Annotated in this window: 21 protein-coding genes; 7 read left to right on the plus strand and 14 right to left on the minus strand. The window is 54.7% G+C overall.

Annotated features, from left to right (window positions below):
- Both HMPREF3016_RS07170 and HMPREF3016_RS07175 read left to right on the plus strand, forming a co-directional pair.
- Window positions 1-814 (plus strand): glycosyltransferase family 2 protein (locus HMPREF3016_RS07170; RefSeq protein WP_070741438.1); only part of this gene is annotated, 814 nt, incomplete at its 5' end.
- A 68-nt stretch (window positions 815-882) separates the two neighbouring features.
- The gene (locus HMPREF3016_RS07175) at window positions 883-1,977 is read left to right on the plus strand and encodes an acyltransferase (protein WP_070741348.1); all 1,095 of its coding nucleotides are present in this window, start codon (window positions 883-885) and stop codon (window positions 1,975-1,977) included.
- Window positions 1,978-2,207: 230 nt separating this feature from the next.
- Here the strand turns inward: HMPREF3016_RS07175 and HMPREF3016_RS07180 are convergent, their stop codons facing one another.
- The 5 genes from HMPREF3016_RS07180 to HMPREF3016_RS07200 all read right to left on the minus strand — a co-directional run bounded on the left by HMPREF3016_RS07180 (window position 2,208) and on the right by HMPREF3016_RS07200 (window position 7,844).
- Window positions 2,208-3,617 carry a hypothetical protein gene (locus HMPREF3016_RS07180; RefSeq protein WP_070741351.1) on the minus strand — a complete coding sequence of 470 codons (1,410 nt, stop codon included), beginning with the start codon at window positions 3,615-3,617 and terminating at the stop codon, window positions 2,208-2,210.
- A 6-nt stretch (window positions 3,618-3,623) separates the two neighbouring features.
- Window positions 3,624-4,499 (minus strand): glycosyltransferase family 2 protein, encoded by an 876-nt coding sequence (locus HMPREF3016_RS07185; RefSeq protein ID WP_048752599.1) that lies wholly within the window; start codon window positions 4,497-4,499, stop codon window positions 3,624-3,626.
- A complete protein-coding gene (locus HMPREF3016_RS07190; RefSeq protein WP_004005880.1) occupies window positions 4,489-4,908 on the minus strand; it encodes a DUF2304 domain-containing protein in 420 nt (139 codons plus the stop codon). Before HMPREF3016_RS07190 ends, HMPREF3016_RS07185 begins: the two co-directional genes overlap by 11 nt.
- Window positions 4,898-5,644: a glycosyltransferase family 2 protein gene (locus tag HMPREF3016_RS07195; RefSeq protein ID WP_070741354.1), complete on the minus strand. Its 747-nt coding sequence runs from the start codon at window positions 5,642-5,644 to the stop codon at window positions 4,898-4,900. The genes HMPREF3016_RS07190 and HMPREF3016_RS07195 overlap by 11 nt, the downstream gene beginning before the upstream one ends.
- Before the next feature lie 145 nt (window positions 5,645-5,789).
- Window positions 5,790-7,844, minus strand: a complete 2,055-nt coding sequence (locus HMPREF3016_RS07200) for a DUF6541 family protein (RefSeq protein WP_070741357.1) — start codon at window positions 7,842-7,844, stop codon at window positions 5,790-5,792.
- Between the two features lie 540 nt (window positions 7,845-8,384).
- Here HMPREF3016_RS07200 and HMPREF3016_RS07205 point away from each other — a divergent pair.
- The 4 genes from HMPREF3016_RS07205 (at window position 8,385) to HMPREF3016_RS07220 (ending at window position 11,639) form a co-directional block, all read left to right on the plus strand.
- Window positions 8,385-8,909 carry a flavin reductase family protein gene (locus HMPREF3016_RS07205; protein ID WP_004005883.1) on the plus strand — a complete coding sequence of 175 codons (525 nt, stop codon included), beginning with the start codon at window positions 8,385-8,387 and terminating at the stop codon, window positions 8,907-8,909.
- A gap of 210 nt (window positions 8,910-9,119) precedes the next feature.
- Entirely contained in the window at window positions 9,120-10,394 is a 1,275-nt protein-coding gene (gene argE / locus HMPREF3016_RS07210; protein ID WP_083315900.1) for an acetylornithine deacetylase, read from the plus strand.
- A gap of 155 nt (window positions 10,395-10,549) precedes the next feature.
- Entirely contained in the window at window positions 10,550-11,143 is a 594-nt protein-coding gene (locus HMPREF3016_RS07215) for a helix-turn-helix domain-containing protein (RefSeq protein WP_070741444.1), read from the plus strand.
- On the plus strand, window positions 11,136-11,639 hold the full coding sequence (locus tag HMPREF3016_RS07220) for a HEPN domain-containing protein (protein ID WP_083315901.1): 504 nt from the start codon (window positions 11,136-11,138) through the stop codon (window positions 11,637-11,639). The genes HMPREF3016_RS07215 and HMPREF3016_RS07220 overlap by 8 nt, the downstream gene beginning before the upstream one ends.
- Window positions 11,640-11,770: 131 nt before the next feature.
- On the opposite strand, the gene HMPREF3016_RS07225 is transcribed toward HMPREF3016_RS07220, so the two are convergent.
- Entirely contained in the window at window positions 11,771-12,046 is a 276-nt protein-coding gene (locus HMPREF3016_RS07225) for a hexameric tyrosine-coordinated heme protein (RefSeq protein ID WP_202983050.1), read from the minus strand.
- A gap of 330 nt (window positions 12,047-12,376) precedes the next feature.
- Between HMPREF3016_RS07225 and HMPREF3016_RS07230 the strand changes: the two genes are divergently transcribed.
- Window positions 12,377-13,345 carry an MIP/aquaporin family protein gene (locus tag HMPREF3016_RS07230; RefSeq protein ID WP_070741360.1) on the plus strand — a complete coding sequence of 323 codons (969 nt, stop codon included), beginning with the start codon at window positions 12,377-12,379 and terminating at the stop codon, window positions 13,343-13,345.
- Window positions 13,346-13,500: 155 nt separating this feature from the next.
- Here the strand turns inward: HMPREF3016_RS07230 and HMPREF3016_RS07235 are convergent, their stop codons facing one another.
- From HMPREF3016_RS07235 to HMPREF3016_RS07270, 8 genes are all read right to left on the minus strand, one after another.
- Window positions 13,501-14,124 carry a VanZ family protein gene (locus HMPREF3016_RS07235; protein ID WP_246828510.1) on the minus strand — a complete coding sequence of 208 codons (624 nt, stop codon included), beginning with the start codon at window positions 14,122-14,124 and terminating at the stop codon, window positions 13,501-13,503.
- Between the two features lie 184 nt (window positions 14,125-14,308).
- A complete protein-coding gene (locus tag HMPREF3016_RS07240) occupies window positions 14,309-14,758 on the minus strand; it encodes a fluoride efflux transporter FluC (protein ID WP_238382438.1) in 450 nt (149 codons plus the stop codon).
- Window positions 14,746-15,204 (minus strand): fluoride efflux transporter FluC, encoded by a 459-nt coding sequence (locus tag HMPREF3016_RS07245; RefSeq protein ID WP_048752584.1) that lies wholly within the window; start codon window positions 15,202-15,204, stop codon window positions 14,746-14,748. Before HMPREF3016_RS07245 ends, HMPREF3016_RS07240 begins: the two co-directional genes overlap by 13 nt.
- Before the next feature lie 230 nt (window positions 15,205-15,434).
- The gene (locus HMPREF3016_RS07250; RefSeq protein ID WP_246828511.1) at window positions 15,435-18,185 is read right to left on the minus strand and encodes an MMPL family transporter; all 2,751 of its coding nucleotides are present in this window, start codon (window positions 18,183-18,185) and stop codon (window positions 15,435-15,437) included.
- A gap of 58 nt (window positions 18,186-18,243) precedes the next feature.
- Window positions 18,244-18,897, minus strand: a complete 654-nt coding sequence (locus tag HMPREF3016_RS07255) for a TetR/AcrR family transcriptional regulator (RefSeq protein WP_070661624.1) — start codon at window positions 18,895-18,897, stop codon at window positions 18,244-18,246.
- A gap of 128 nt (window positions 18,898-19,025) precedes the next feature.
- On the minus strand, window positions 19,026-20,591 hold the full coding sequence (locus tag HMPREF3016_RS07260) for a sensor histidine kinase (protein WP_070618096.1): 1,566 nt from the start codon (window positions 20,589-20,591) through the stop codon (window positions 19,026-19,028).
- Between the two features lie 86 nt (window positions 20,592-20,677).
- Window positions 20,678-21,421, minus strand: coding sequence for a response regulator transcription factor (locus HMPREF3016_RS07265; RefSeq protein ID WP_004005894.1), 744 nt, complete (start codon window positions 21,419-21,421; stop codon window positions 20,678-20,680).
- A gap of 207 nt (window positions 21,422-21,628) precedes the next feature.
- Window positions 21,629-22,465, minus strand: a complete 837-nt coding sequence (locus HMPREF3016_RS07270; RefSeq protein ID WP_246828512.1) for a hypothetical protein — start codon at window positions 22,463-22,465, stop codon at window positions 21,629-21,631.
- Window positions 22,466-22,696 lie beyond the last annotated feature (231 nt).

Raw genomic sequence — 22,696 nt, forward strand, 5'->3', positions numbered from 1 at the left:
AAACCCCGACACCCGCATCCACATCTTCAACAACCCCGAAAACAAAGGCCTCTCTGCTATGCGTAATCAGGGGCTCGAACATGCACGGGGTGAATGGGTAGTTTTCCCCGATTCTGATGATGCCCTCGAACCCACCTTTTTGGAACGGCTACATCAGCAGGCTGAGCTTACCGGTGCAGACGTGGTGAATTGTGCCCATAACATGGTAGATACGCGGGGGCACAAGACTAAACGCCTCAAGGGTACACCGGGTATACGCACCGGTGAACAAGCAGCTTACGAGCTTCTGCAAGATGAACTTTCCCCCTACGCTTGGGATAAAATCATTCGCCGTTCTCTTTTCAACGATGTTCGTTACCCCGATATTGAGCGCGCCGAAGATGAATGCGCTCTCCTCAAGTGCTACTTGGCGGCACAGAGCGTATCAGTGATAGAAGACCCTCTCTACAACTACTCCGTAACTCCAGACAGTCTGACGTGGAGTCGCATCACCCCGGTAGAAGAAACACACCGACTTATCGCATATTTTGAGGATGCTCTCGGAGAGCGCCGCAGCGAACCCGATGCGCAAAAAGCCCTAACCGTCGCGCGAGTTCTTGCGTTTCTTAACAACGCCCAGCAAGCATTAGTGGTCGGCGGTGACAGTGCGCGAGAGACACTACGTGAATGCCGCAAAGGTTTCACCTATACGCAAGCGCTCACAACACTTCGCACCAATCGAGTTTTTGGAGCAGCGGGAGTACTTCTTAAAACTTCCCCAAAACTCTACCGTGTTTTATACGGAATATATATAAAACGTACTTATAAAATGTAGAATATGAATTTTGGTACTGTCACGTATCTATAAGCATAAACAGCAGTCATAAAACACAAAGGGTTGGTATGGTAGGCTCCACACGCGATAATTCCCTTCACCTTAAGGGAACAAAATCCTCAAAGCAGCGCCGTGTGTACCTTGACCTCATCAATTCGGTGGCAATCATGTGGGTGGTACTCCTGCATGTGCGTTTTATTACCCCAGATAATCCTTCATCTTCGGCGTGGTGGGTTGAAAATATCCTATCTGGCTTCGGGGTTGCGGCAGTTCCTCTATTCTTTATGGCGACTGGCATTAATCTCTTGGATTTTACTCGCCGCGAGTCTATAGGAACGTTCTATCGCAAGCGTTTTACCAAAATTCTGATTCCCATGATCTTATGGGCGCAGGTCTATCTTTTCGTTCATATGTGGACGGGTTCTACTCCGTTTCCCGGAGTTCACGAAATTCTGCGAACATTAGTAGCCCCCAGCAGCGAGGCAGCCACCTTCTGGTATCTTGAGGCCTTAGTCGGCGTCTATCTAGTGCTTCCGATTTTCTCTTACGCCATACGTGGTGTTCAGACGGAACAAGCTACCACGACACGCACCGGATTCTTCTGGCTTATGGCGGCACTCGGCCTTGTCCTACCGATTATCACCCAGGCAATCCACCTGATCTACCCTCACGTCCTACCCGAGTTTGTTGCACCCATCACCGGGTATCTTGGGTTCTGTCTTCTTGGGTATGCGCTTGCCAATACCGAATTTTCCCGTGCGTGGCGCATCGTTATTTATCTGTTGGGCATCGTGGGATTAGGAGGATTTATCTTCGGCAGTGCTTATTTAATTGAGCATCGCCCAACATTCGTGCCTCTGGTACACGGATACCTTGCAGTTCCAGCAATTTTATGGGCAAGCGCGGTCTTGGTGTTCTGCAAGTATTCACGTATTGGCCAAGCATCGCCCACGGTGCAGAATATTCTAAAACGCCTTGCGGCCCTCACGTTCGGGGTTTATCTGGTACATCTTCTTATCATCCAAATTCTACAGGCGGTAAACTTCTCTCTGACTAAAGTGCAGTGGGAAGTTCCCTATGCACTCTTCGTGTGGGCTTTATCCGCCGTGATTGTGTGGATGCTGCGGCTCATTCCTCCGGTACGCCGCTGGATTCTACCTTAATGAATTTCATTCAGAAAACTCGTATTAGAAGTTTATCTAGAGTGCGTTAACGCAACACGATGAAGTTTTCTGAAGCTGAAAATCTTTATTCCGTTGGCATATCTAATAACTCTGAGTTACTACGTGTGTAACTAAATAGACTTTATGAGTCAGGCATTCAGATTGTACCCCCGCGATCTGAACGCTCAGCACAGGCGGCTAAGATAAGCCGGCCCTCTTTTCCATATGTATTAGTGGGTTTCGCCTCGTGCGGTATTCTCAACCAGCATTTCCCGTAAAGCCTCGCCCTCACTGAGCGCCTGCGCGGAACGGGCGTGAATCCTCATCGCCGCCAGATGCACCACGAACCCGCAGATAGGGCCCGCATAGAGCGCAACTAGGGCTCGCCCCACCACCGGAAGAGGAGTTAAAAACGCTACCGCGATAACTACCACGGCGGCGGTTGCCCACCCCGTTACATACGCACGATGGCGCCCAATAGCCAACACCATATTCCCCGACAGGGAAATTAGCGCCAGCACGGCGGAGGCAAAAACCAATACCGCCATGACTGTACCGGTGATAACTTCGGCATAAGCATCATTCTGATTAGCTTCCGGCGGGTAAATCAGCCTAAAAAGCATAGGAGCTACCAGGTATGCGGCACCGGCGCCGAAAGCCCCAAGCCCCAGCACCGCTACAGCAGGTTTTAGAAAAGCCGCTAACGGGCGATGCTGCTGCTTCAAGAACGCCGAAACAGCCACCCCCTGAAACGCCTGCAGGGGAATCATAATCGGCGAGCGCGTAATAGAAATCGCCAAAAAGAGTGCACCCATAACGAGTTTGGTGTGTTCACTCTGGTTCGGCTCGCTGCCGTCCAAAATATTGGGAAAGCCCATCATAATCACAGCGGCGGATGCCGAGGACAGGAACGACCAGATCAGGTTCATGCTGAGCTGTTTGACCTCAATATCGGCGCGTGCCGCCCAGGCTTTGCGCCCGCCGGGAAGAAAGAGGGCAAGAAGTATCCACAACGCCATGGGGGTTACGGTGGCGACTTCCAGACCCGTGAGCGTGGGAACCGCGAATGCTGCGGCGATCATCAGCACGAGACGACCCGCCGATTCTAGGGCGCCGATCCCGGCGAAGAGATACCAGCTGTCACGCCCAGCACTGGCACCGCTCATGGTTGCCTGCAATGCGTAAAAGGCTACACCTGCGGCAATGGATCCTACCGCCCACGGGGTATTTGTAGGAATTTGATCATGCGCCCACAGCGGGGAGGTGAGCACCACGAGAAGCCCCGCTAACAGACCGAAAGCACCGGCAACATATATCACGCGCACCCGGTATACGCCGTCACGCCGTGCTGCGCCAACCGCGCGGGTTACTTCCGGCTGAATGCCCGTAATAATACCGGTTACCGCGAAGAGCGCGCCCCAGAACAGCAGAAACTCTTTCATCTGGATACCGCCGAGCGCATGATTAGCGATAACGGTAGTGCCTAAAGTCGCCAGCGCCGTCAGCACCGAGGACGCTAAAAGCGCCATCGATTGATACCGGCTGATAGTCCCGCCGGCTGTGCCCTGCTGATCCGTATTCTCGGGGGTTATGTTCTCTGGGGCGGGGTCATCCTGGGGTGTGTTCTTCGCGCCAGCCATTGGACCTTACTTCACCACATGAACGGCAAGGTTTTTCACGCCCTGCCATTTCTTCGCCATGGCCGCCTTCGGAAGCAGCGTCAGCGCGTGAGCACGGGATGAGAAGCGAATGCGCGCCACCCGCGCTGCCTTCTTCCACCCGAGCTCGTCCATCTCGGCGGCCATCGTCTTGTAGTAGCCGCGTTCCTCTTCAAAGCGGGTGCCTTCCAGGGCACGCCATGACGAGTCGGACCCTCCGTGACGCCGGTACATGAAGGCTACCTGCGGATCGTAGTAGAGGGCGCCGCCGCGCATCGTAATGTCGAGGATAAGCGCCATGTCTTGGATAACGTTAAGGCCTTCACGGAATCCGGTATCTACAATAGCCTCAGCACGCCAACCGAGCGAGGGGAAATAGAACCAGGCACCGCGCAGCAGAGAAACCGCGAGCTCTTCACCCTGAAGAACCGCCTCTGCCGCAGGACGGTAGTGTTCTTTCGTGCGCTCCACAAGAGTATTAGACAGCGCATTATTCTCGTCAATAACCACCACACCGGGCTGGAAAATACTAGCTTCTGGGTGGGCGGCGGCGGAATCTACCAGCCACTGCACATAGTTGGGGAGCATCACATCATCCGCGCCCATAACGGTTACGAGGTCGTTCTCTACGAAGGTCAGACACTTACGGTAGTTGGCGTTCGCGCCCAGGTTCGTTTCGTTGCGCATATAGGTGATGCGCTCATCGTTCAGCGAGGCAAACCAGCCGGGAATAGACTCGTCCGGGTAGCCGTCATCCACTACAATCAGGCGCCAGTCGGGGTTGGTCTGCCGCACAATAGAGAGCACAGCCTGCTTCATCATTGAAACATCGCCGTAGTAGGGGAAGAGGATATCAACGGTCATCGTGTTCAGCTCCAGAGGTTGAGTCTTGGGGGTCTTGATCGGGATCTTGCGGGGTGCGATGCGCTGGCGCACCACCGGGCTGCTCGTGAAGCGCCCGCAAGATAGCCACTTCTTCGGCAAGGATGCGCGTCTTCTCCGAAAGCCTGGAGACCTCTAAGGTGAGGTGCAGACATACGGACATCAACAGCACGATAGAGAGCAGGAAGAGCAGGTTAACCGGCAGCGTTAAACCCACAAATTCGGTAATACCGTCCAGCAGTCCGGGGAATATTCCCAGCACAATAATGGCGGCACCGACGCCCAGCCACAGGGCCGCGTATTTTTCTTTCATCTTCAGGTTGCGCACCTGAATAATAACGAGCGTACAAATACACAGCGCAACGATAAGGAAGAATATACTAGCGCTCATGCTGATCCTTCCTATCAGTCTTTTTACGGTTCATCGAAATCCAGTAGGCAAAGAGTGAACGAACAAGATAAACCGCCGATTTCACCGGACCGGAGGAAGGGGTTCCGCCTTGACGCTCGCGCATTCTCACGGGGGTCTGCTTCACACGCAGACCCTGTCGAATAGCCATAGCGGTAACGTCGATGGTATCGCCTAAATACTCGGCGGGCAGGAATTTACAGTAGAACTTGATACCTCTGCGGTTGGCGATTTTGAATCCGCTCGTCACATCGGTGAAAGGGGTTTTCGCGGCGCGGGTGAAAAGGTGTGAAAGCAGGCTCATCGCCCATTTTCGAGGACCAGATACGTTGTATTCGCCCGAGCCCGCAAATCGGGAGCCAATAACAATATCGCAGTCCTGCGCGTGCGCAATCAAATCTGGAATGCACATAGGATCATGCTGACCGTCGGAATCCACCTGCATCGCATAATCGTAGTCGGCTCGGCGAGCATATTTATACCCGGTGCGCATTGCCGCCCCTACCCCCATGTTGTAGGGCAGATCGATCACAAAAGCACCGGCTCTGCGCGCGATTTCTGAGGTATGATCCGTGGAACCGTCATTCACCACAACCAGGTCTACCTCGGGAACCCTCTGTAAGAGCTCAGTGATGGTGTTACCGATAACCTCTTCCTCATTCCACGCAGGCATAATGACGAGTGTGCGCGGCTTCGGCTGCGAACTCTCTGAACTCATGCGTAGGGGATTCCTCTCGGTGATACTGGAATACACGTGTTATGACTGTACTCAGTCTATCAGTCAAAGGCAGAGAGCATTGAAACACTCGTGACAGCCGCCGCTACCCCCGTGTATGTATGTTCTCAACAGGGAATACCGCTCATTACTGAGGGGTTCCACAAGCCGTAATGCGGTAAAGAGTTGCCTCGCCCTTGGAGTACACAGGCTCCGCAACACCTTTCTGCTGCAGATTTTCCAGACCGGGGTACTGGGAACGATGATCTCCACGAATCTCTTCGTTAATCTCCCGTCCCTTAAAGTCCAGGTAGTAGTATGCCTTTGAATTTTGCACCGCAGAGCATACGGCGGGGTTATCGGCGGCCTCGTTGAGGTGCTGATAGATCTCACGGGCATCGGGGGTAGCCGTGTACAGAGGATGCGCAGCCGTCACCTTATATCCGGTGAGCGCATACGTCACCGCGCTGCCGGTCCAGGGCTGCACAATTACGGTTTCTCCAGTTGGCACGTAATCATGCAGATGCTCAATCACGTCACGTTCATCGGCCGAGAGGAGTAAGGCGTCTGACTTGGGAAGATACCGTTCCTGGGTGCCCTTAATATAACCCTGGATATTAGGATCTGTCTGCAGGTTGATACCCAGCGGAATCAAGAGAATAACTGCCAGCGCCAAGGATATAATTCCGCCGTGTTCCTTAAGCGGTGCGATGCGCTCGCCCAGGACCGCAATCGCCGCCTTAAGCCACTGATACGCGGCGTGCACGCCCACAACGGCCATCGGAGCCGCCAGAATTGGCACATTCGCGGCCAGGCGGAACGGATCGTGGTACCACACGCCCAAAACCCAGTCACGCCCGTCGTCCCAGACCATCCACCGGGCGGCAACATAGAAGTACATCACATACACCCAGCTGAGCAGCAGCCAAACGCCGATGCTTCGGGTACGCAGCAGATAGTAAGCGCCCATCAAAGCAAGCACCGAAACGGTCCAGAGCAAACCATTACTCATTTGACCGTTCAGAAGAGCTTCACCCACGGCCGTGCTATCCCATTGTGTGGGTTCCCAGCCGCCCGCCTCGCGAGGCGGACGAACGATACCCCACAGGATATTTAGGGTAATCGGGTATATCGCCAAGAGAACTAACTGTATAACGCAGACAAGCGGTTTGAGTTCGCCGCGCCACGCCGCACGAATCTGAAGCGCCGCACGCACCAAAATAATAGGCAGAGCGAGCGCGAGCATGGTCATCAAGACGTTAGGATGCGCCAGTGCAAGCCCTAGCGCCATGAAAAAGCCCATGTACAGCGCCGGAACCGTCTCGATGCGGCGCGCCTGTACCGTGCGTAGAAGCTGGGCGAATAGGCCCAGCACGGTGGGAAGAAGCGCAAGACCCAAGCTATTGGGGTAAAGCACACCGAAGTTGATGAGCAGCATGGGGAACGCCGTGAACGATGCCGAAACAACGCCCACGCTGAGCAGAGCCGGAATGCTGGCGCGCATCGTGGAACGCACCAGATACATGACCGACAGCGGCCAAATTACTGCTCCCACCAGCACGCTCATAAGGTTCGCGGTGGCGGGTACGCTTATGCCCGTTACCTGGTAAATAACCGTGGCAATACCGTGCCAAACGGCGGGATAGAAGGTCGGTGCTTCTCCGCCCGAGGTCATATTTGCGATGGTTAGCGAGGAAGCATCGCCCGTATCTGCCATATAGCGAATGGCGTTGAGGTGAAAGTTTACGTCATAGGTTTGCGAAATATATTCGGGGCGTCCGATAGCGCGGGCAATGCTGATGTACAGCAAGATAAAGCCAACGAGAACGCTAAGCCCCGCCGCAAGAGTCTGCGGGGTAAACCAGCCAGAACGCACAATTGCGGTGTTTTCCTGCTGATCGCGCAGTTTCTGTGGGGCGGGAAAATCTAGCCAGCCTCGACTGCCAAGCAGGCGACAGATCAAATACCCCAGACCGGCGAGAATAACCGCGAAAGCGAGCGGAATCAGGAATGAAAAACGCACTCCCACTTTGGAGGCAAAAATCGCGCTCACCCCAAATATACCCACGGAAATAGGGGCGGCAAGACCTAACGCCTCCACACCGCGCTGCCGCATAGCCAAAGCAACGATAAGACCCGGAATAAGGATTATCAGAGCACCCACTATCAACGGGATAGTGAGCGAAGCCCAGGTCGTTTCCATGCGGTTATCTCCTTGTGACTATGTTTTGCCGTGGCGGGCTCAAGTGTGCCGTATGCTGCTTGTGCTTGTGTACGTTTTATATGTGTTGCGATGTAAACCTTTAGTTTCCATAGTAGTGGCAATACGCCTGAGTACAATTTTTCACACCTTTTTGTGCACGTCTGTGTGGCGATTCATAGGTTTCCGCGAGGTATCAGCGGCATACGATTCGTTGAAGAGCCTTTCCGAATGTTTTGCGCGGTTATCCCCGGAACCCGATGGTCTTTATGTGTGTCAAATACCGGAACCTGGTGCATCACAAATTCCGGGGCAGGTCTGCTTTCGGTCATGGAGCTTTCCACCCGTTGTACTGTGGACGCATTCGACACAGGAACCTGCCAAAATCCCAGGTTTTATTACGTAATGTTGCTTGGTGCCCGTCATAAAAGCCCTGTCAGAGAAATATTGAGCAATAAACGTGTGCTGGGGGCGGCGGCGTTTTACTCTAAAGATAGTTTGCCCCACATTCACTGGCGATGCAGTATGAGAAAGGTCTTAACTATGGCTGAGCCTCTAGAATCAGAAACATCAGAGCTTTTCAAGCAAGCATTCGGACATCATCCTGCCGGAGTTGCCGTTATTACCGCCACCGATGATGCTGGCGAGCCCGCGGGTTTTACCGCATCCTCACTCACCTCGGTCGCCGCCGAACCCGCGATTGTAGCGTTCTCCCTCAAGGCTGACAGCGGATCTGCCGGTAAGATCGCGGCCGCTCCCTCATTCCTCATCCACATGCTTGATGCCGAGAATGTGCAGCTCGCCAAGAATTTTGCCACCCACGGCTACCCCCGTTTTGCGGATAAGTCTTCATGGGAGTTCCTCTCCAGCGGCGAGCCTCTCGTGCACGGGGTGCGGCGCGTACTGCGTGCCACCCCGCTCAGTCGTGTGGAGGCTGGCCCCGCTCTCGTGTTCACCGCCAGGGTTGAGGAATTTATTCGTCACGATTTGGGCGGTACTCCCCTGGTTTATCATTCGCGTTCATTCCACGCGCTCGGCAAGCATTCCAACGTAGACTACGCCATCTAAACCTGCCGCCGACCGCATCATATGGCTGCATCGAGGCTCTTGGGAGTGAATTAAAACGTTAGAAAACCCGCTTTAATTCACTCCCAAGAGCCTTTTTACTATGCATGAAAGCCGATTCACAGGCCCACAGAGGCGGCAGACGCGCTAAGGTATTAAAGAGAACGTAAGCCACATAACCCCACACAGAGCCACAGCATCGAAGGAGAATCCGTGAGCACCGAGGACCCCGCCCAGAGCGCAGCGCACGCCGGCGGCACAGCATCCGACATCCCCGTAGAGCCTCAGTCCTTGGAGTGGATGCGCCGCCTAGTTGCTATTCCCAGCATCTCGGGCACCTCGAATCTGGGCGTTATCGAGCTTATCGAGGCGGAATTCGCGCGCTACGGGTACGCCGGGCAGCGCACCTATAACGCAGATCAGACCCGCGCGAATCTGTGGGTTACCATACCCGCCGCCGATGGTTCGACCGAGGGCGGCATCGTGATTTCCGGTCACACCGATGTGGTTCCGGTCGAAGGGCAAACTTGGGATTCCGATCCGTTCATGCTGCGGGTTGAGGGTTCGCGCGCCTACGGGCGTGGCGTATGCGATATGAAAGGCTTCCTGGGCGTGGCACTGTGGCTTTTGCCGCAGGCCGCGCGAGCGCAGCTGAGGGTTCCGCTGCATTTCGCGTTCTCCTACGACGAGGAAATCGGGTGCGTGGGCGCCCCCACCATGCTTGAAGATGTTGTGAACCGCAATATCAGACCTCAGTTCGCGATCGTGGGTGAGCCGTCGAGTATGCGCGTGATTTCTGCGCACAAGGGGGCGCATCGTGGGCGCGTGGAGATCACCGGCACGGCGAAGCATGCATCGTTGGCGCCGCACGGCGTGAGTGCGGTCAATGCCGCTGGCGAGTTCATTACTTTCTTCTCACGCCTTGCCGACACGTGGCAGTCTGAGGGGCCTTTTGACGATGCGTTCATGGTTCCCTATGCGACCGGCGGCGTGAATTTTGTGCGCGGCGGGCTGCAATACAATATTGTGGCCGAATACGCCGAGCTTGAGTACGATCTGCGCACGCTGCCCTCAATGACCACCGAGTCTGTGGTGGAGTTGATTGAGGATGAGCTTTTCGACAAGATCCTGCCGAATCTAAAGGCGCGTGCTCAGAAGGCAGAGGAGCTTTCCGGTGCGCATTCGGGGGTTTTGCAAGAGCGTGTTCAGATCAAACATGAGCTTCTTGCCGCCGTGCCCGGCCTGGGAACGGCAGACGACGCCCCCATCATAGCCCTCATGAACGAGCTTTTAGGCACGAGTGAGGCCCCCGAAAAGGTCACCTACGGTACGGAGGCGGGGCAGTTCCAGCGCGCGGGCGTTGAGAGCGTGGTATGCGGCCCCGGCGATATCGCCCAAGCGCACTCCGCCAATGAATGGATTGAGCTGGAACAGCTTCGCGAATGCGAGCGCTTCTTTGAGGCAATCCTGAGGTGGACCTCGCAGTAGAGCCCCCTCCTTCCCCCGCTTTTCTACCTGGCGAGTTATTGCGCATGCGGCGACTTAATAACCCGCGAAATGCACAATAACTCACCGAATAGAAAGTCTGCGTGAGGCACACTCACCTGGGACATTTTCATAAAATGATTGTTATAATTCATGTTATGAAAACGTCTGCGCCCACATTGCTGCCTCTGCTGCGCAGTAACCTGCAAGGTGAGGTGACTGCGCTTCTTTTTCTGCATCCCGAACGGCAGTACACGGTTTCCGAAATTGCGGCTCTTACGAATGCATCGCAGGCTACCGTCTCGCGGGAACTGAGCCGACTTGAGGACGCGGGGCTATTAGAGTCTCGTCAAGTTGGCAAGAGTCGCCTCGTCAATGCGCTTGTGCATACCCCGGTGGGGCAAGCGTTGCAGCAGCTTATGTATGTTACCTACGGTCCCGTCCCGGCGCTTCGTGAGGCTTTAGCACAGGTTCCGCGTCTTGAAGCTGCGGCAATTTACGGCTCATGGGCTAAGCGCCGCAGTGGAGAGCCCGGGCAAGTCCCCCACGACCTTGATGTGCTCGCTATCGGCACTCCATCACGGCACGCTCTTTACGAAGCTATTGATGATGTTGAGCAGCGTCTTGGCCTAGAAATCAACGTCAAAAAACTCTCTCGTGAAGGCTGGAATTCGGATGATCCTTTCGTAAAAACCGTGCGTTCGCGCCCCATAACCCCGCTTTTCGGCGATTTAGGAGATAACGATGCCTGAAAAGCCGAAACCGGCTAAGCCTATGAAAAAATCGTGGACAACCGGGCGTGAGAAAGTTACTGAGCTTCTGGGCAGAGGAGAGCTAGAGCATGTTGAGGTAAACCCCGAACATGCCAAAGCTTTGATAAACCGTGCAGATAAACACCTTGCGACGGCACACATACTCGTTGAGACTGATCCGGAAGGCGCATACACCCTGCTCTATGACGCATCCCGGTTGGCTTTGACCGCAGCGCTTGCAGTGCAGGGGTTACGCCCTACAACTCGTGGAGGACATGTGGTCGTAGGGGATGCATTGCGTGCCCAACGCGGTCCGCACGATATGGTGAGCAAAATTTTTTCCCGTCTGCGCCGCACTCGGCATGAGGTTGAATACCCAGATGCAGACTATGAGCCCGTATCTTCAGATGAAGCCGAAGAAGCTTTGGAAGACGCGCGGTATATTGTGGCTCAGATGAAGAAGTTCATCCCGCAGCTGGGTGCTTTTGTAGGGTAGAGCTTCTATTGGATTAAGCCCGACCCAGATATAGACGAGGAATTATGTATCCGGCGAGGTATTGCGCATGCGGCGACTTAATAACCCGCGAAATGCACAATACCTCGCCGAATAGTTTTAAAGCCTCAGGGTTAGCGCCAGTAGTTGTTGGCTGCCGCGATGGTCTGGAACTCGATGGCTACCACCTGCGCCGCAGCTGTCAGCGAGTCCGGGTCTACCGCGTATTCCGGACGCCCCGCTTTGAGAGCATCCGGGTTAGGCTGAATCTGGTGGATGGTGTGCCGCGCGATGAGCATCGCCAACTGCCGCCCTTCTTCGGGGGTTTCGGTGATGAGAGTACCACCGGGAATACCCTGTAGTTCTTCTGCCGGAAGTCGCTGACTCATGGTAAATACTCCAATCTGCATATACTCCTTCAACGCCACCGTAATGAACTGCCCCGGGCGCCCTCAAGCAAGTTTCCCCTGATGCTCGGGTTAAGCCACCCCTTATAGCCAGCACCGCAGCGGCAAGCAAAAACCGCATCAACATCCGTGCCGCTTAAACACGCGTGATTCGCCTCCAAACCCTGGACTATCACACGTGATGTACGCCCCACTTTTCCACACAAACCCACGAATACCGCTTATGTCTTTGGGTTACTTTATCCCAAAGTATTGCTATTTCTAGCTCTATCACGTCTTATAGAAACACATATAAAACCAAATATTCCAACATAAACACAAGCGGAGGGTTCCGTGCACACCATCAGCCCCTACCTCGCCGAATTCCTAGGTACACTCATCATGTGCACTATCGGATGCGGCGCCATCGCCACCGTCGAGCTGCGACGCTCCAAAGGGCACGGCGACAACTTCTTCACTATCGCCTTCGGCTGGGGTTTTGCCGTAGCCTTCGGTGTCTACGCCTCACATCCGTATTCCGGCGGGCACCTGAACCCCGCGGTCTCGGTAGGGTTGGCGGCTTTTGGTGAATTTGATTGGGCTAAGGTCCCCGGGTATGTGATCGCCCAGCTTCTCGGAGCCATGGCAGGCGCGGGGCTGGTGTACCTGAACTACCTGCCGCATTGGAAGGCCACCGCCGATCAGAAAATTAAGCTTGGCGTATTCTCCACGGTTCCCGCCATTCACAACTATTTCACGAACGCGCTTTCCGAAATTATTGGTACGTTCATGCTCGTCTTCTCGGCGCTGTACACCGGCGTGAACTTCAAGCCCACGATTACCACCAGCGGCATGGAACTCTCCCTGAACCTCAACGATGTGCTCAAGCCCCTCGCCTTCGGCTTCATGGTAGCTGTGCTCGTGGTTGGGCTAGGCGGGCAGACCGGTTACGCCCTGAACCCTGCGCGCGATCTGGGGCCGCGCATCATGCACGCTCTGCTGCCCATTCACAATAAAGGAACCTCACGCTGGTTCTATTCGTGGGTTCCCGTCTTTGCCCCGCTTGTGGGCGGTTTTATGGGAGGAGCGTTCTTCAAACTCTATTACGAGAGTGAGTTCACTCTCTGGGTTGTCATCTCGTCGGCATGCGCCATCGCGCTTTTAGGGTTCGCGTATTGGGCAAATAGCCACCTGTACCGCGCACCCAGCGCAGAGGTGATTCCGCAGGGCGAAGACACCCAGGCGACTGCTGCGAGGGCTGCGGCGACCTACACCGCCACCGGTTCCATCCCGATTATCGAGAAGCGAACCTATCAGCAGTAGGCTCAGGTTAAGTTCGGGAGCGAAAAGTTGCAGCGGGAACGTGTCCTTCTGACTCGTTACCTCGTCAGCTTCGGAACGTTATTAGGTGCCTCGCACGCTCGGAATAACGTCCCTCAGCGACTGCAACTTTTCACTCCTGGATTCTCGATGTACCCTTACCCGATATGATCCGGCAGGTGGCGGTAGCGCATCCGACGGCGGATCCGACGCCACACAAGCACAAGGAGCGCACCGATCAGGGCGCCGACGGTGTTGTTGATAATATCGTCCACGTCGAAAGTGCGGTATGTGCAGGGCACCAAGCCCCAGTTGCCGCTCAGCTGGCTCAGTTCGATGAAGAGAGACAGCCCGAAACCTGCCAAGGCTGAGGCACGCAGACCCCAGCGCAGGCATCCGGCAGTAAACAGCCCTATAGGAATAAACAGGCCGATGTTAAAGAAGAGTTGGGCGAATGCCCGCGAGGTCGCGCCGCCGGTTCCCGGGGTTTGCAGCATCTGGAATGCTTGGATCCAGCTCCAGCCAGCATAGAGGCGTGGATAGTATAGCTCTGAGTGGCATTTTCCATCGCCCACCCCTATGGGGGTGAGGGTCAGCACCAGAACCAGCGCCAAGAACAGTGAAAATATGCCGGTGATGATATAGTGCCGGACTGTCAGCGACGATCCCGCGCGGCGAGCGCGCGTTCTCATCAGAAGAAAACCAAGGGCAAAAAGAGCGAGGGTAGCGCAGATGATTTCAAGACTAACCGTCCCCATCTGCTCCGATAGTAGTTTCCTCATCCACATTCCTCGTCAATAATGTACAGCGTCTATAGGCAAGCCGTGAGTGGTAAAAACTCGCCTAGCACCAGTGTAAAGCTATTGGGGCAACATCAAAGAACCGGAGCTTCATACGCCGCCGAATGCGCCCCTCACCTGTGCTGCACCCCATACGGATGCACCCTGTAGACCCTACCTAGCCGGGTTAGAAGAAAATATCGATAGGGATGATGGGGGCTACGTCGTCCCCCAGCAGCAGGACGAAGCAGAGCGTGCCCGCGAGCGCCGCGAGAACTGCCCCGATAACCTGCACGAGCCAGAGCATCAGGAATTTGGCTCGTTTGCCTTCGCGGCGTGCCGTAAGCGCTTCGACCATCGCGGTGGAGAAGGTGGTGAACCCACCGAGCAGACCGGTGGTGATGGCGGTACACCAGAAGATGACGGATCCGGAGGCACCGTAGTGAATATCAAGCGCGTTCGGGTTGGCGACCGGCATAATCAGCAGCCCGTAGAGGAATGACCCCACCAGGTTAATCACGAATACGGGGCTGATAATAGAGCGTTCGGTGCGTAGACGGGGCGACATTTTGACGTCGAGAAAATACCGGGTCATTGCCCCTAAACCGCCGAGCAGAAAGACCGTTAGTGAGAACATGATGAGTCCTCTTGAGCACTGGCACGGCGGGCCTCACAGCGGGCGGCGATTTTTCCGCCCGTAAAAAGACCTGATGCTGCGGCCGCTAGACCGCCGATAAAGAGCACGGCAAGGCTGAGCAGAACGTACCACCCGTGCACCGTGTAATGAATGAATACCGCCTGCGCTGTCACCGCCGCGATGGACGAGTAGGTGGTATACCCGCCCATCATGCCGGCGCCGAACAGGAAGCGGAACGGGCGCACCGCTTCTTCGCCGTGCATACGGGCGCGCGATGCCCACAGCGCGGTCAGAAGCCCCAGGGTGAAGGAACCGATCAGGTTCGCAGCAAGCACGCCACCGGGTGTGTGGATGCGGCAGAAGGCACCTATACCTCCTCCTAAGAAAACCAGCAGCGGCGCGGGTATGCGGTTCAAGTATGCGGCGAGCGTTCGTCTTTCTGCCATCGTACGGTGCGCCCCTTCGATGCGCTCGGGGTGAGAACTCGTGTTCTCGCGGCGATCCCCTACTTTCACCTTAGACCACGGAGGTACCAAGACGTTAATAAACGTGTTTTGTGTAGCCTACCGCTTATCACCTAAAAAGCGCGAGCAGGTCTTTTTTGCTCCGACAAGATAGGATTTTCCTACCTGCTCGGCACAATACGACCTGCTCGCGCGGTATGCGATATTAGCGGTTATTCAGTTTTCTTCTTCGCCCAGGGAATCTCAACCTCGGCCACTTTTTTCGCCGCAGATTCCTGTGCTGCTTCAGGTTCCTGTGCTTCGGTTTCTTTCTTCTCGGAATCGTCGGATGCCTCAGATTCGCTAGGCGCTTCATCACCATCGTCGGATTTATCCGAGTCTTTGTGGTCCAGCTCTTCCAGAAGGGTCGCGCCTTCCACGTCCATATTCGGAACGAGCTTATCGAGCCACTTCGGCATCCACCATGCTTTATCGCCCAGCAGGGTCAAAACCGCGGGGGTGATAGTCATGCGAACCACGAAAGCATCAACCAGCACGCCGAAGGCCAGGCCGAAGCCGATGGGGCGAATCATTGCGGATTCGGCGAAGATGAACCCGCCGAACACCGAGATCATGATAATCATCGCGGCAACCACCACACGCACCGCATGGTTGTACCCGGCGACGACGGCGGTTTTCGCATCCTTACCATGAACATATGCCTCGCGCATGCCGGAGACCAGGAACACCTGATAGTCCATCGCCAGGCCGAAGAGAATACCAATCATCAGGGTGGGCAGGAACGCCAGGATCGGCCCGGGATCGTGCACCCCGAAGATGGTACCCATGAAGCCCATCTGGTAGACCGCAACCACGGCACCAAAGCTGGCCAAAATCGAGAAGAGGAACCCGACCGAAGCAACCAGCGGCACCAGAATTGAACGGAACACCAGAATCAGCACGATAAACGACAGACCCATGACGACCGCCAAATACAGCGGCAGTTTCTGCGCCAGCGTATTGGAGACGTCGATGTTGCCGCCGGTCAGACCGGTCACGCCCAGGCGCACATCGGTACCCTGCACGTTAACATCAACCTGCCGCAGCTTCTCAACCAGGTTCACGGTTTCAACCGAGCTAGGCCCGTGTTTGGGGATAACCTGGAAAATCTGCAGGGTGTGATCATCAGTTTGTCCGATGGGAACTACGGTTTTTACGTTGTCGGGGTCTTTCGCCTCAACCGCATGGGCGATATCGAGCTGTGCCTGCTCGGCCTGCGCATCGCTCATGCCTGCAGGGGTGTGTGCCACTGCAACCACAGGACCGCTCATGCCTTCACCAAACTTGTCTTTAACAATTTGGTAGGCCTGGTACTCGGTGCTTTCCACCTGCGAGCTTTCTGCCGAGGGAAGACCCATGCGCATCTGACCCATCGGAATGGCAATAGCACCCAACGCCACCACGCAGAGCAGGATGGTCACCACAGGTTTGGCGAGCACAATTTTCAGCCAACCGTGCGGGGTAGCCTCACGTTTTTCCTGCTCGGCGTGATGCGCGGCGATCTTCTCGGGAGTATCGATAGATGCCCACGTTTTCTTCGACATGACCCTGCGGCCGATCAGCGAGAGCATAGCCGGGGTCAGGGTTACCGAAATCAACACAGCCACGAAGACGCACAGTGCCGCCGCATCGCCCATGTATCCCAGGAAGGGAATACCTGTCACGTTCAGAGCGAGCAAAGCGATAATCACAGTTGTTCCGGCGAAGAGAACCGCGTTACCGCTGGTGCCGTTAGCGACCGCGATAGATTTTCGCAGCGGCATGCCGTCCATCAGGTTAGACCGGTGCCTGTTGAGAATGAACAGTGAGTAGTCGATGCCCACCGCAAGACCAAGCATCATGCCTAGCATATAGGTGGTTGAGCTCATATCGATGAGGGATGAGAACGACAGGGTTCCCAGAATACCTATCACCACGCCCACAAGCGCCATAATGATAGGTAGCCCGGCGGCAATAAGAGTACCGAGCATAACGATAAGCGTGATGAGTGCCACCACAATACCGATAACCTCGCCAATACCCATACCCACATTAGGAGATTCGGCGATATTCTGGTCAAAATAGACCTTCAAACCCTTCAGATCGGCACTCTTGAAGTGTTCCATGAGCTTTTCTTTATCAGCCTGAGGGGTTTCTGCACTCTTTGTCTTGAAGAAAACCCCGGCGATTGCGGTCGAGTTATCTTCAGAGACCGTTCGGTAATCGCTTGTCAGTTCCAAAAGCGCAGATTTGCGGGCGTATTCCGACTGCTGTTCGGGGAGTTTCTTCTCAGCGTCGGCAAGTTCAGCAGACTTAGCGTCATATTCTTTCTGAGACTCTTCCAACTTGGCACGTTGCCCGTCCAACTGCCCCTGTTGGGAGCCGAGCTGTTCACGCACAGACTCTAGAGCGCCAGCCGCTTTGGCTTGTTCGCGGGCTTCGTCGAGTTGTTTTTGTGCAGCATCCAGCTGCTCTTTACCGTCTTTAAGCTGTTTACCGGCTTCTTCGAGCTGTTTCTTGCCATCCTCGATCCGCTGCGGGGCGGCATCTAGCTGAGGCTTGCTTTCTTCGAGCTGCTTTTTACCGTCGGCTATCTGCTGTTCGGTGGCGAAGGGATCGCTGACGGCATCAACAGCCGAGTCCTCATCCTTGAGGCTGTTCAGCGTGGTTATGAAGGCCTGTTTCTGTTCCTCGGTGATTGCAGACCCGTTATCTGTCTTTACAACGATCTGCCCGTTACCACGGTTAGCATCGGGGTACCGAGCAGAGAGTTCGTCAGTAAGACGCTGGGTTTCGGTTCCGGGCATCGTGAAGGTGGTCTTTAGCTGCCCATGGAATGCGCTATAGCTACCGGCAACACCGGCAATAACAAGCACCCAGATAGCAATAACCGCCCACGCCCTGCGTGCGGCAAAGCCACCTATGGAATATAGCCACTTAGCCACTATGGTTCTCCTCAAATGTCTCTGTATCGGTTGAGTATGGTGCGCGTATTTACCGCGCCTATGTGTATTTGCCGTCGATTAGCTCTTCGACATAGTCAAGGCAGTGTTCTATGTTTTCCCGCATTTTTTCGGCATTTTCGGGCGGCTGCGGGTTGCCTTCGGCGTCGTAGAAGGAGGTCGCGATTCCCTCGCAGATAGCGGAAGCAATAAGGTTCCCGAAGATTGCGATGCGCATCCGCGGTATGTCCTGCCGCTCCTGCCATAGCTTGTCAATGACCATCTCAATGGAGTTCAAATAGGAGGTTGAGCTGTACTCATTGAACTTATTATCGAGAGCGTAGTCGTGAAGGGCGAACAGCAGCCGAGCGTGGGGTTCTACATGCTCGGCAAGGCGTTCGGTGGTGAATGCGGCACGCACGCCGTTGAGCATATCCCGCTCAGGATGTGCTCCTCTGGGGGTACAAAAGTCGGGGATAACCTCAAAAATACGGCGCAGATACTCGTTCAGGCGTTCAACGACGGCGGCTTCAACCGAGGAAAAATGATTGAAAATGGTGCGCCTGGATACACCGGATTCTTTGGCAAGCGCATCCGCCGTGAGCGCCTTAAGACCGCCTGCGAGCACAAGTTTTTCTGCCGCATCCATAATGGCGATGCGGTTCTCGGCTTTGCGCGCGGAGCGTTTATCTACAATCTTTTGAGCAATACACACAGTTATTACACTAAGTGCAATATTGCACCAAGTGCAACTATTTTTTGTGTGAGCTCAACCATATTTCTGCACTCAGTGCATATTGTTTAAAAAGTCTCTGCTCGCCAGAAATCCCCGAGCCAAGCGGTCTATGAGACCGAAACCCCCTGCCGCATAAGCGGAAGACGTACCGAAAATTCGGTTCGTCCGGGGCGACTTCGCACAGAAATCAGCCCGCCGTGTGCCTGCACGATCGCCTGTACGATCGCCAACCCGAGGCCGGTCGTCCCGTCAGAGCCCGAACGCGCCTTGTCTGCCCGCGCGAATCGGTCAAAAATCTTAGGCGCAAACTCTGGGTCAATTCCGGGACCGTTATCCACAATGGTCATGAGCGCTTCACGCCGATCCGCAGATACCCGCAGCCCGGCAATAACGGTCGTACCCTCGTCCGTATGTTTGCGCGCATTAGAGAGTAGATTCAAAATAACCTGCTGAATCTGCGAGCGGTCCGCGATCATCTCAACCGGTTCATCCGGCACATCCATGCGCCAGATATGGTCGCGTGCCGCCGCCTGCATATCCGAAACGCTCTCGACAAGCAGCTCGGTTAGGTCGATGTTCTCAAATTTCGGTTCACGCCCTTCGTCCAAGCGCGCCAGCAACAGCAGATCTTCCACGAGACGCGACATTCGTTCAGTCTGCGAATCGATGCGTGCAAGCGAGGACTGCCCGCCGTCGGCGAGAGGTTCCGTCCACCGCAGCATATCGGAGTAGCCCTTAATGGCGGCCAGCGGGGTGCGCAACTCGTGGGATGCATCCGCAATGAAGGCACGTATCTGCTTTTCGGTACGTTCACGCACGTCAAGAGCCGAACTCACGTTATCAAGAAGTTGATTGAGCGCATACCCCACAGACCCCACTTCGGTGCGGGGATTCGCGTCCTTGGGGGTCACACGCACTTCGGGAGCAATAGTGTCAGATTCCAGATTGAGGCGCGCCACCTCAGTCGCCACACCGGAGACACGCTCTAGGGGCTTCATCGTTCTGCGAATTACGAACGAACCCAAAAACCCGGTACCGATCATCACGGCAACCGACCCAATACCCATTGTGATAGAGAGCATGGTAAGGGTCTGATACATTGCCCCCAGCGGCACACCGGTGATAAGCGCGTCCGAAGAAGGCCCCGGTGAAGAAACCTTCACCATGTATTTACCAACGTCAAGGTCCACTTCGGTAAGCTGACTATCTTGATTTGCAGTGCCTCGAAGAGCATTCAGAGTCGCGCGGTCTTTGTCACTGAGCTCCTTGATGCTGCCGTCGGCGCTCAAATACCCCGAAAATTTATACTCGCCCTGACGATCGACGCAAAGATTAATGGTTCCGGCACCCTGACCCGGCGTATACAGAGGGTTTTTCGGATTAGATTTATCGAGGCATTCAAAACCGTGACCGCTGGGAGAATTATTGGGGTTGGCGGCGCGATTCGCAGTTTCTTTGAGGGTACTGCCAATTTGCGCCCGCAGAGAGTTCTGTAGCGTGGCATAGGTTGAAACACTGGTGATAAAACAGGCGATTCCTAGAGCTGAAACGAGAATAAGAATAAGCCGCCTGCGCAGATGCGGCATTGGGCGTATGGCGGTTTTATCCCGTTTTTTTCGACTACCCTGTGGGGGCTGTGTCTCGGGAACACTGGGAGCTTCCACAATGGTCACAGACTTCACCCCTTCCAGGATATATTACTAAATCGGAATATAAGAATATATGCACCTTGACTAGGTGCTTTACGCAATCAGGGGGCTTAAACTGCCGGTCGAATCACATAGCCAGCACCGCGTACCGTATGGATCATAGGCTCACGACCCACATCAATTTTCTTCCGCAGATACGAAATATAAAGCTCCACAATATTCGCCTGACCGCCAAAATCGTAATTCCAGACATTATCCAAAATCTGGCTTTTAGAGACCACGCGCTTCGCATTCTCCATCAGATAACGCAACAGGTCGAATTGGGTTGCCGTGAGAGCGATAGGTTCACCGCCACGTGTAACTTCGCGAGTATCTTGGTTGAGCACCAAATCCCCCACAACGAGTTCGGCATCGTCAATAGCGGCAACACCCGAACGCTGCACCAGTCGGTGCAGGCGAATCATAACCTCTTCCATCGAAAACGGCTTGGTCACATAGTCGTCGGCACCGGCGGCAAGCCCTTCGATGCGGTTATCCACCGAATCTTTCGCGGTCAAGAAGAGGCAAGGCACTTCGGGGTAAAACTTCCGGATGCGGTCCAACAGTTCCAGACCGTCGAAACCGGGCATCATAATATCAAGCACCAGCACATCGGGGCGCCAATCGCGGGCAATAGCTAAGGCTGCGGGTCCATCACCAGCCGACTGCACCTCCCACCCGATCATCTTCAGGCCCATACTGACGAGTTCTTTGAGCATCTCCTCATCATCGACCACTAGGGCACGAATAGGGCTGCCGTCCGGATGTTCAAGGGTCGGCAGGTTTTTAGCGATTTCGGTTGCTTTGCTGCTCATAGTGTTAAGGGTAGCGGTATTTAAACGCCTGTGTAGGTTTAGTGGCTACTTTTCGAGCAGAACATAAAATATACATGCCCCGTACACAGCCTGCACACAGTATTCCTAACCCGCCAGTACAAGGATGTCCACAAAAAGTGGGTGACGCGCATTAGTCCACGTCACCCACATTATGAGGAATTATTTAGAGGCGAATACCGCTTGGTACTACTGTACGAGGCTGAAGCGGCACAACACCACCGCCGCCGGGAGAGCCATATCCGTTAACGCGGGATGGCGTGGCTGTTTGGGCATCCGAGAAATCTTCATCCCGAATCTCTCCTCGATCAGTGATCTCGGTGAGTATTTCTCCCGGTCTCCCACCCGTATCTCTTGGGGAAATATTTCAATCCATGAGCCGTTAGAGCAGGTCATGACTTTTACTTCCCGGTCTTTAATATACCGATAGGTGCCGTCCGCGTTAACGTATGTTTCTTGTCGGGTTCCATACCCGTAATTAGCTTCGGTGATTTCCTGCCAGGAACCGTCAGCATGCAGTTCTGCGCTGTGGCTCTTTGTTTTCATGGTCCAGGTTCCATCAGCTTTGACTTCCCCATGTTCATCGCCGCGCTTATCGTAGATCCATGACCCATCGGATTCGTTGATAGTGGTCCATTTCTTATCTTTGCTGTCCACAGATTCGGTGGATCTGGGGCGGGGCTTACCTGCTTTGTTATCGTCAGTCAGCGCTATCTCTTTTTCGCTGATGCCCTTTTTCTTGAGTGCTTCAAGGTCTGGGTTTTTGCCGGATTCGTGGCTCGGGCAGGTGATTGGAAACTTAACGTCCCGCATAAAATCAAGACCCCGTGCCTTTTCCGGGTGCTCCAAAAGTTCAGATACTTCAATCTGCTGCCCAGCAGACGAGGTGTTCGAGCCGGAGGATGATGCCACAGCATGCGAGGTTTGGGGCGAGGAACTATTGGATGAAGATGCGGTTCCTGATGAACACGCACCCAGGGCAAAAACCAGAGCAATGCCCAAAGAAAATACAGAAAGTCTACGCATTAAAAGTCCTTATCGGTGACTATGAGGGAAGTTACAGAATCAAATATACCCCGCCTCAGGTCTTCGCCACCGAAGACACGCTTCTGCCGGTCATAGGAACCAAACGTAGGTACCCTTCTACGAACACTTTCTAGCGCCCATTATTTAACAACCCGCAAACCATTATTTAACTCAACACCTGCTTTTACCCTTATATTCTGGGGATTTTTTTGGAAGAGTGCAGAATCATTA

It is taken from the genome of Rothia sp. HMSC065D02, from assembly GCF_001815285.1.
Classification (GTDB): domain Bacteria; phylum Actinomycetota; class Actinomycetes; order Actinomycetales; family Micrococcaceae; genus Rothia; species Rothia dentocariosa.

Coding starts and splice junctions, on each gene's coding strand:
- HMPREF3016_RS07270 (WP_246828512.1), bottom strand. CDS start 22,465: ATGCGTAGACTTTCTGTATTTTCTTTGGGCATTGCTCTGGTTTTTGCC.
- HMPREF3016_RS07265 (WP_004005894.1), bottom strand. CDS start 21,421: ATGAGCAGCAAAGCAACCGAAATCGCTAAAAACCTGCCGACCCTTGAA.
- HMPREF3016_RS07215 (WP_070741444.1), top strand. CDS start 10,550: ATGAAAACGTCTGCGCCCACATTGCTGCCTCTGCTGCGCAGTAACCTG.
- HMPREF3016_RS07235 (WP_246828510.1), bottom strand. CDS start 14,124: ATGAGGAAACTACTATCGGAGCAGATGGGGACGGTTAGTCTTGAAATC.
- HMPREF3016_RS07245 (WP_048752584.1), bottom strand. CDS start 15,204: ATGGCAGAAAGACGAACGCTCGCCGCATACTTGAACCGCATACCCGCG.
- HMPREF3016_RS07190 (WP_004005880.1), bottom strand. CDS start 4,908: ATGAGCGCTAGTATATTCTTCCTTATCGTTGCGCTGTGTATTTGTACG.
- HMPREF3016_RS07185 (WP_048752599.1), bottom strand. CDS start 4,499: ATGACCGTTGATATCCTCTTCCCCTACTACGGCGATGTTTCAATGATG.
- HMPREF3016_RS07205 (WP_004005883.1), top strand. CDS start 8,385: ATGGCTGAGCCTCTAGAATCAGAAACATCAGAGCTTTTCAAGCAAGCA.
- HMPREF3016_RS07220 (WP_083315901.1), top strand. CDS start 11,136: ATGCCTGAAAAGCCGAAACCGGCTAAGCCTATGAAAAAATCGTGGACA.
- HMPREF3016_RS07200 (WP_070741357.1), bottom strand. CDS start 7,844: ATGGAAACGACCTGGGCTTCGCTCACTATCCCGTTGATAGTGGGTGCT.
- HMPREF3016_RS07195 (WP_070741354.1), bottom strand. CDS start 5,644: ATGAGTTCAGAGAGTTCGCAGCCGAAGCCGCGCACACTCGTCATTATG.
- HMPREF3016_RS07175 (WP_070741348.1), top strand. CDS start 883: ATGGTAGGCTCCACACGCGATAATTCCCTTCACCTTAAGGGAACAAAA.
- HMPREF3016_RS07180 (WP_070741351.1), bottom strand. CDS start 3,617: ATGGCTGGCGCGAAGAACACACCCCAGGATGACCCCGCCCCAGAGAAC.
- HMPREF3016_RS07225 (WP_202983050.1), bottom strand. CDS start 12,046: ATGCAGATTGGAGTATTTACCATGAGTCAGCGACTTCCGGCAGAAGAA.
- HMPREF3016_RS07240 (WP_238382438.1), bottom strand. CDS start 14,758: ATGTTCTCACTAACGGTCTTTCTGCTCGGCGGTTTAGGGGCAATGACC.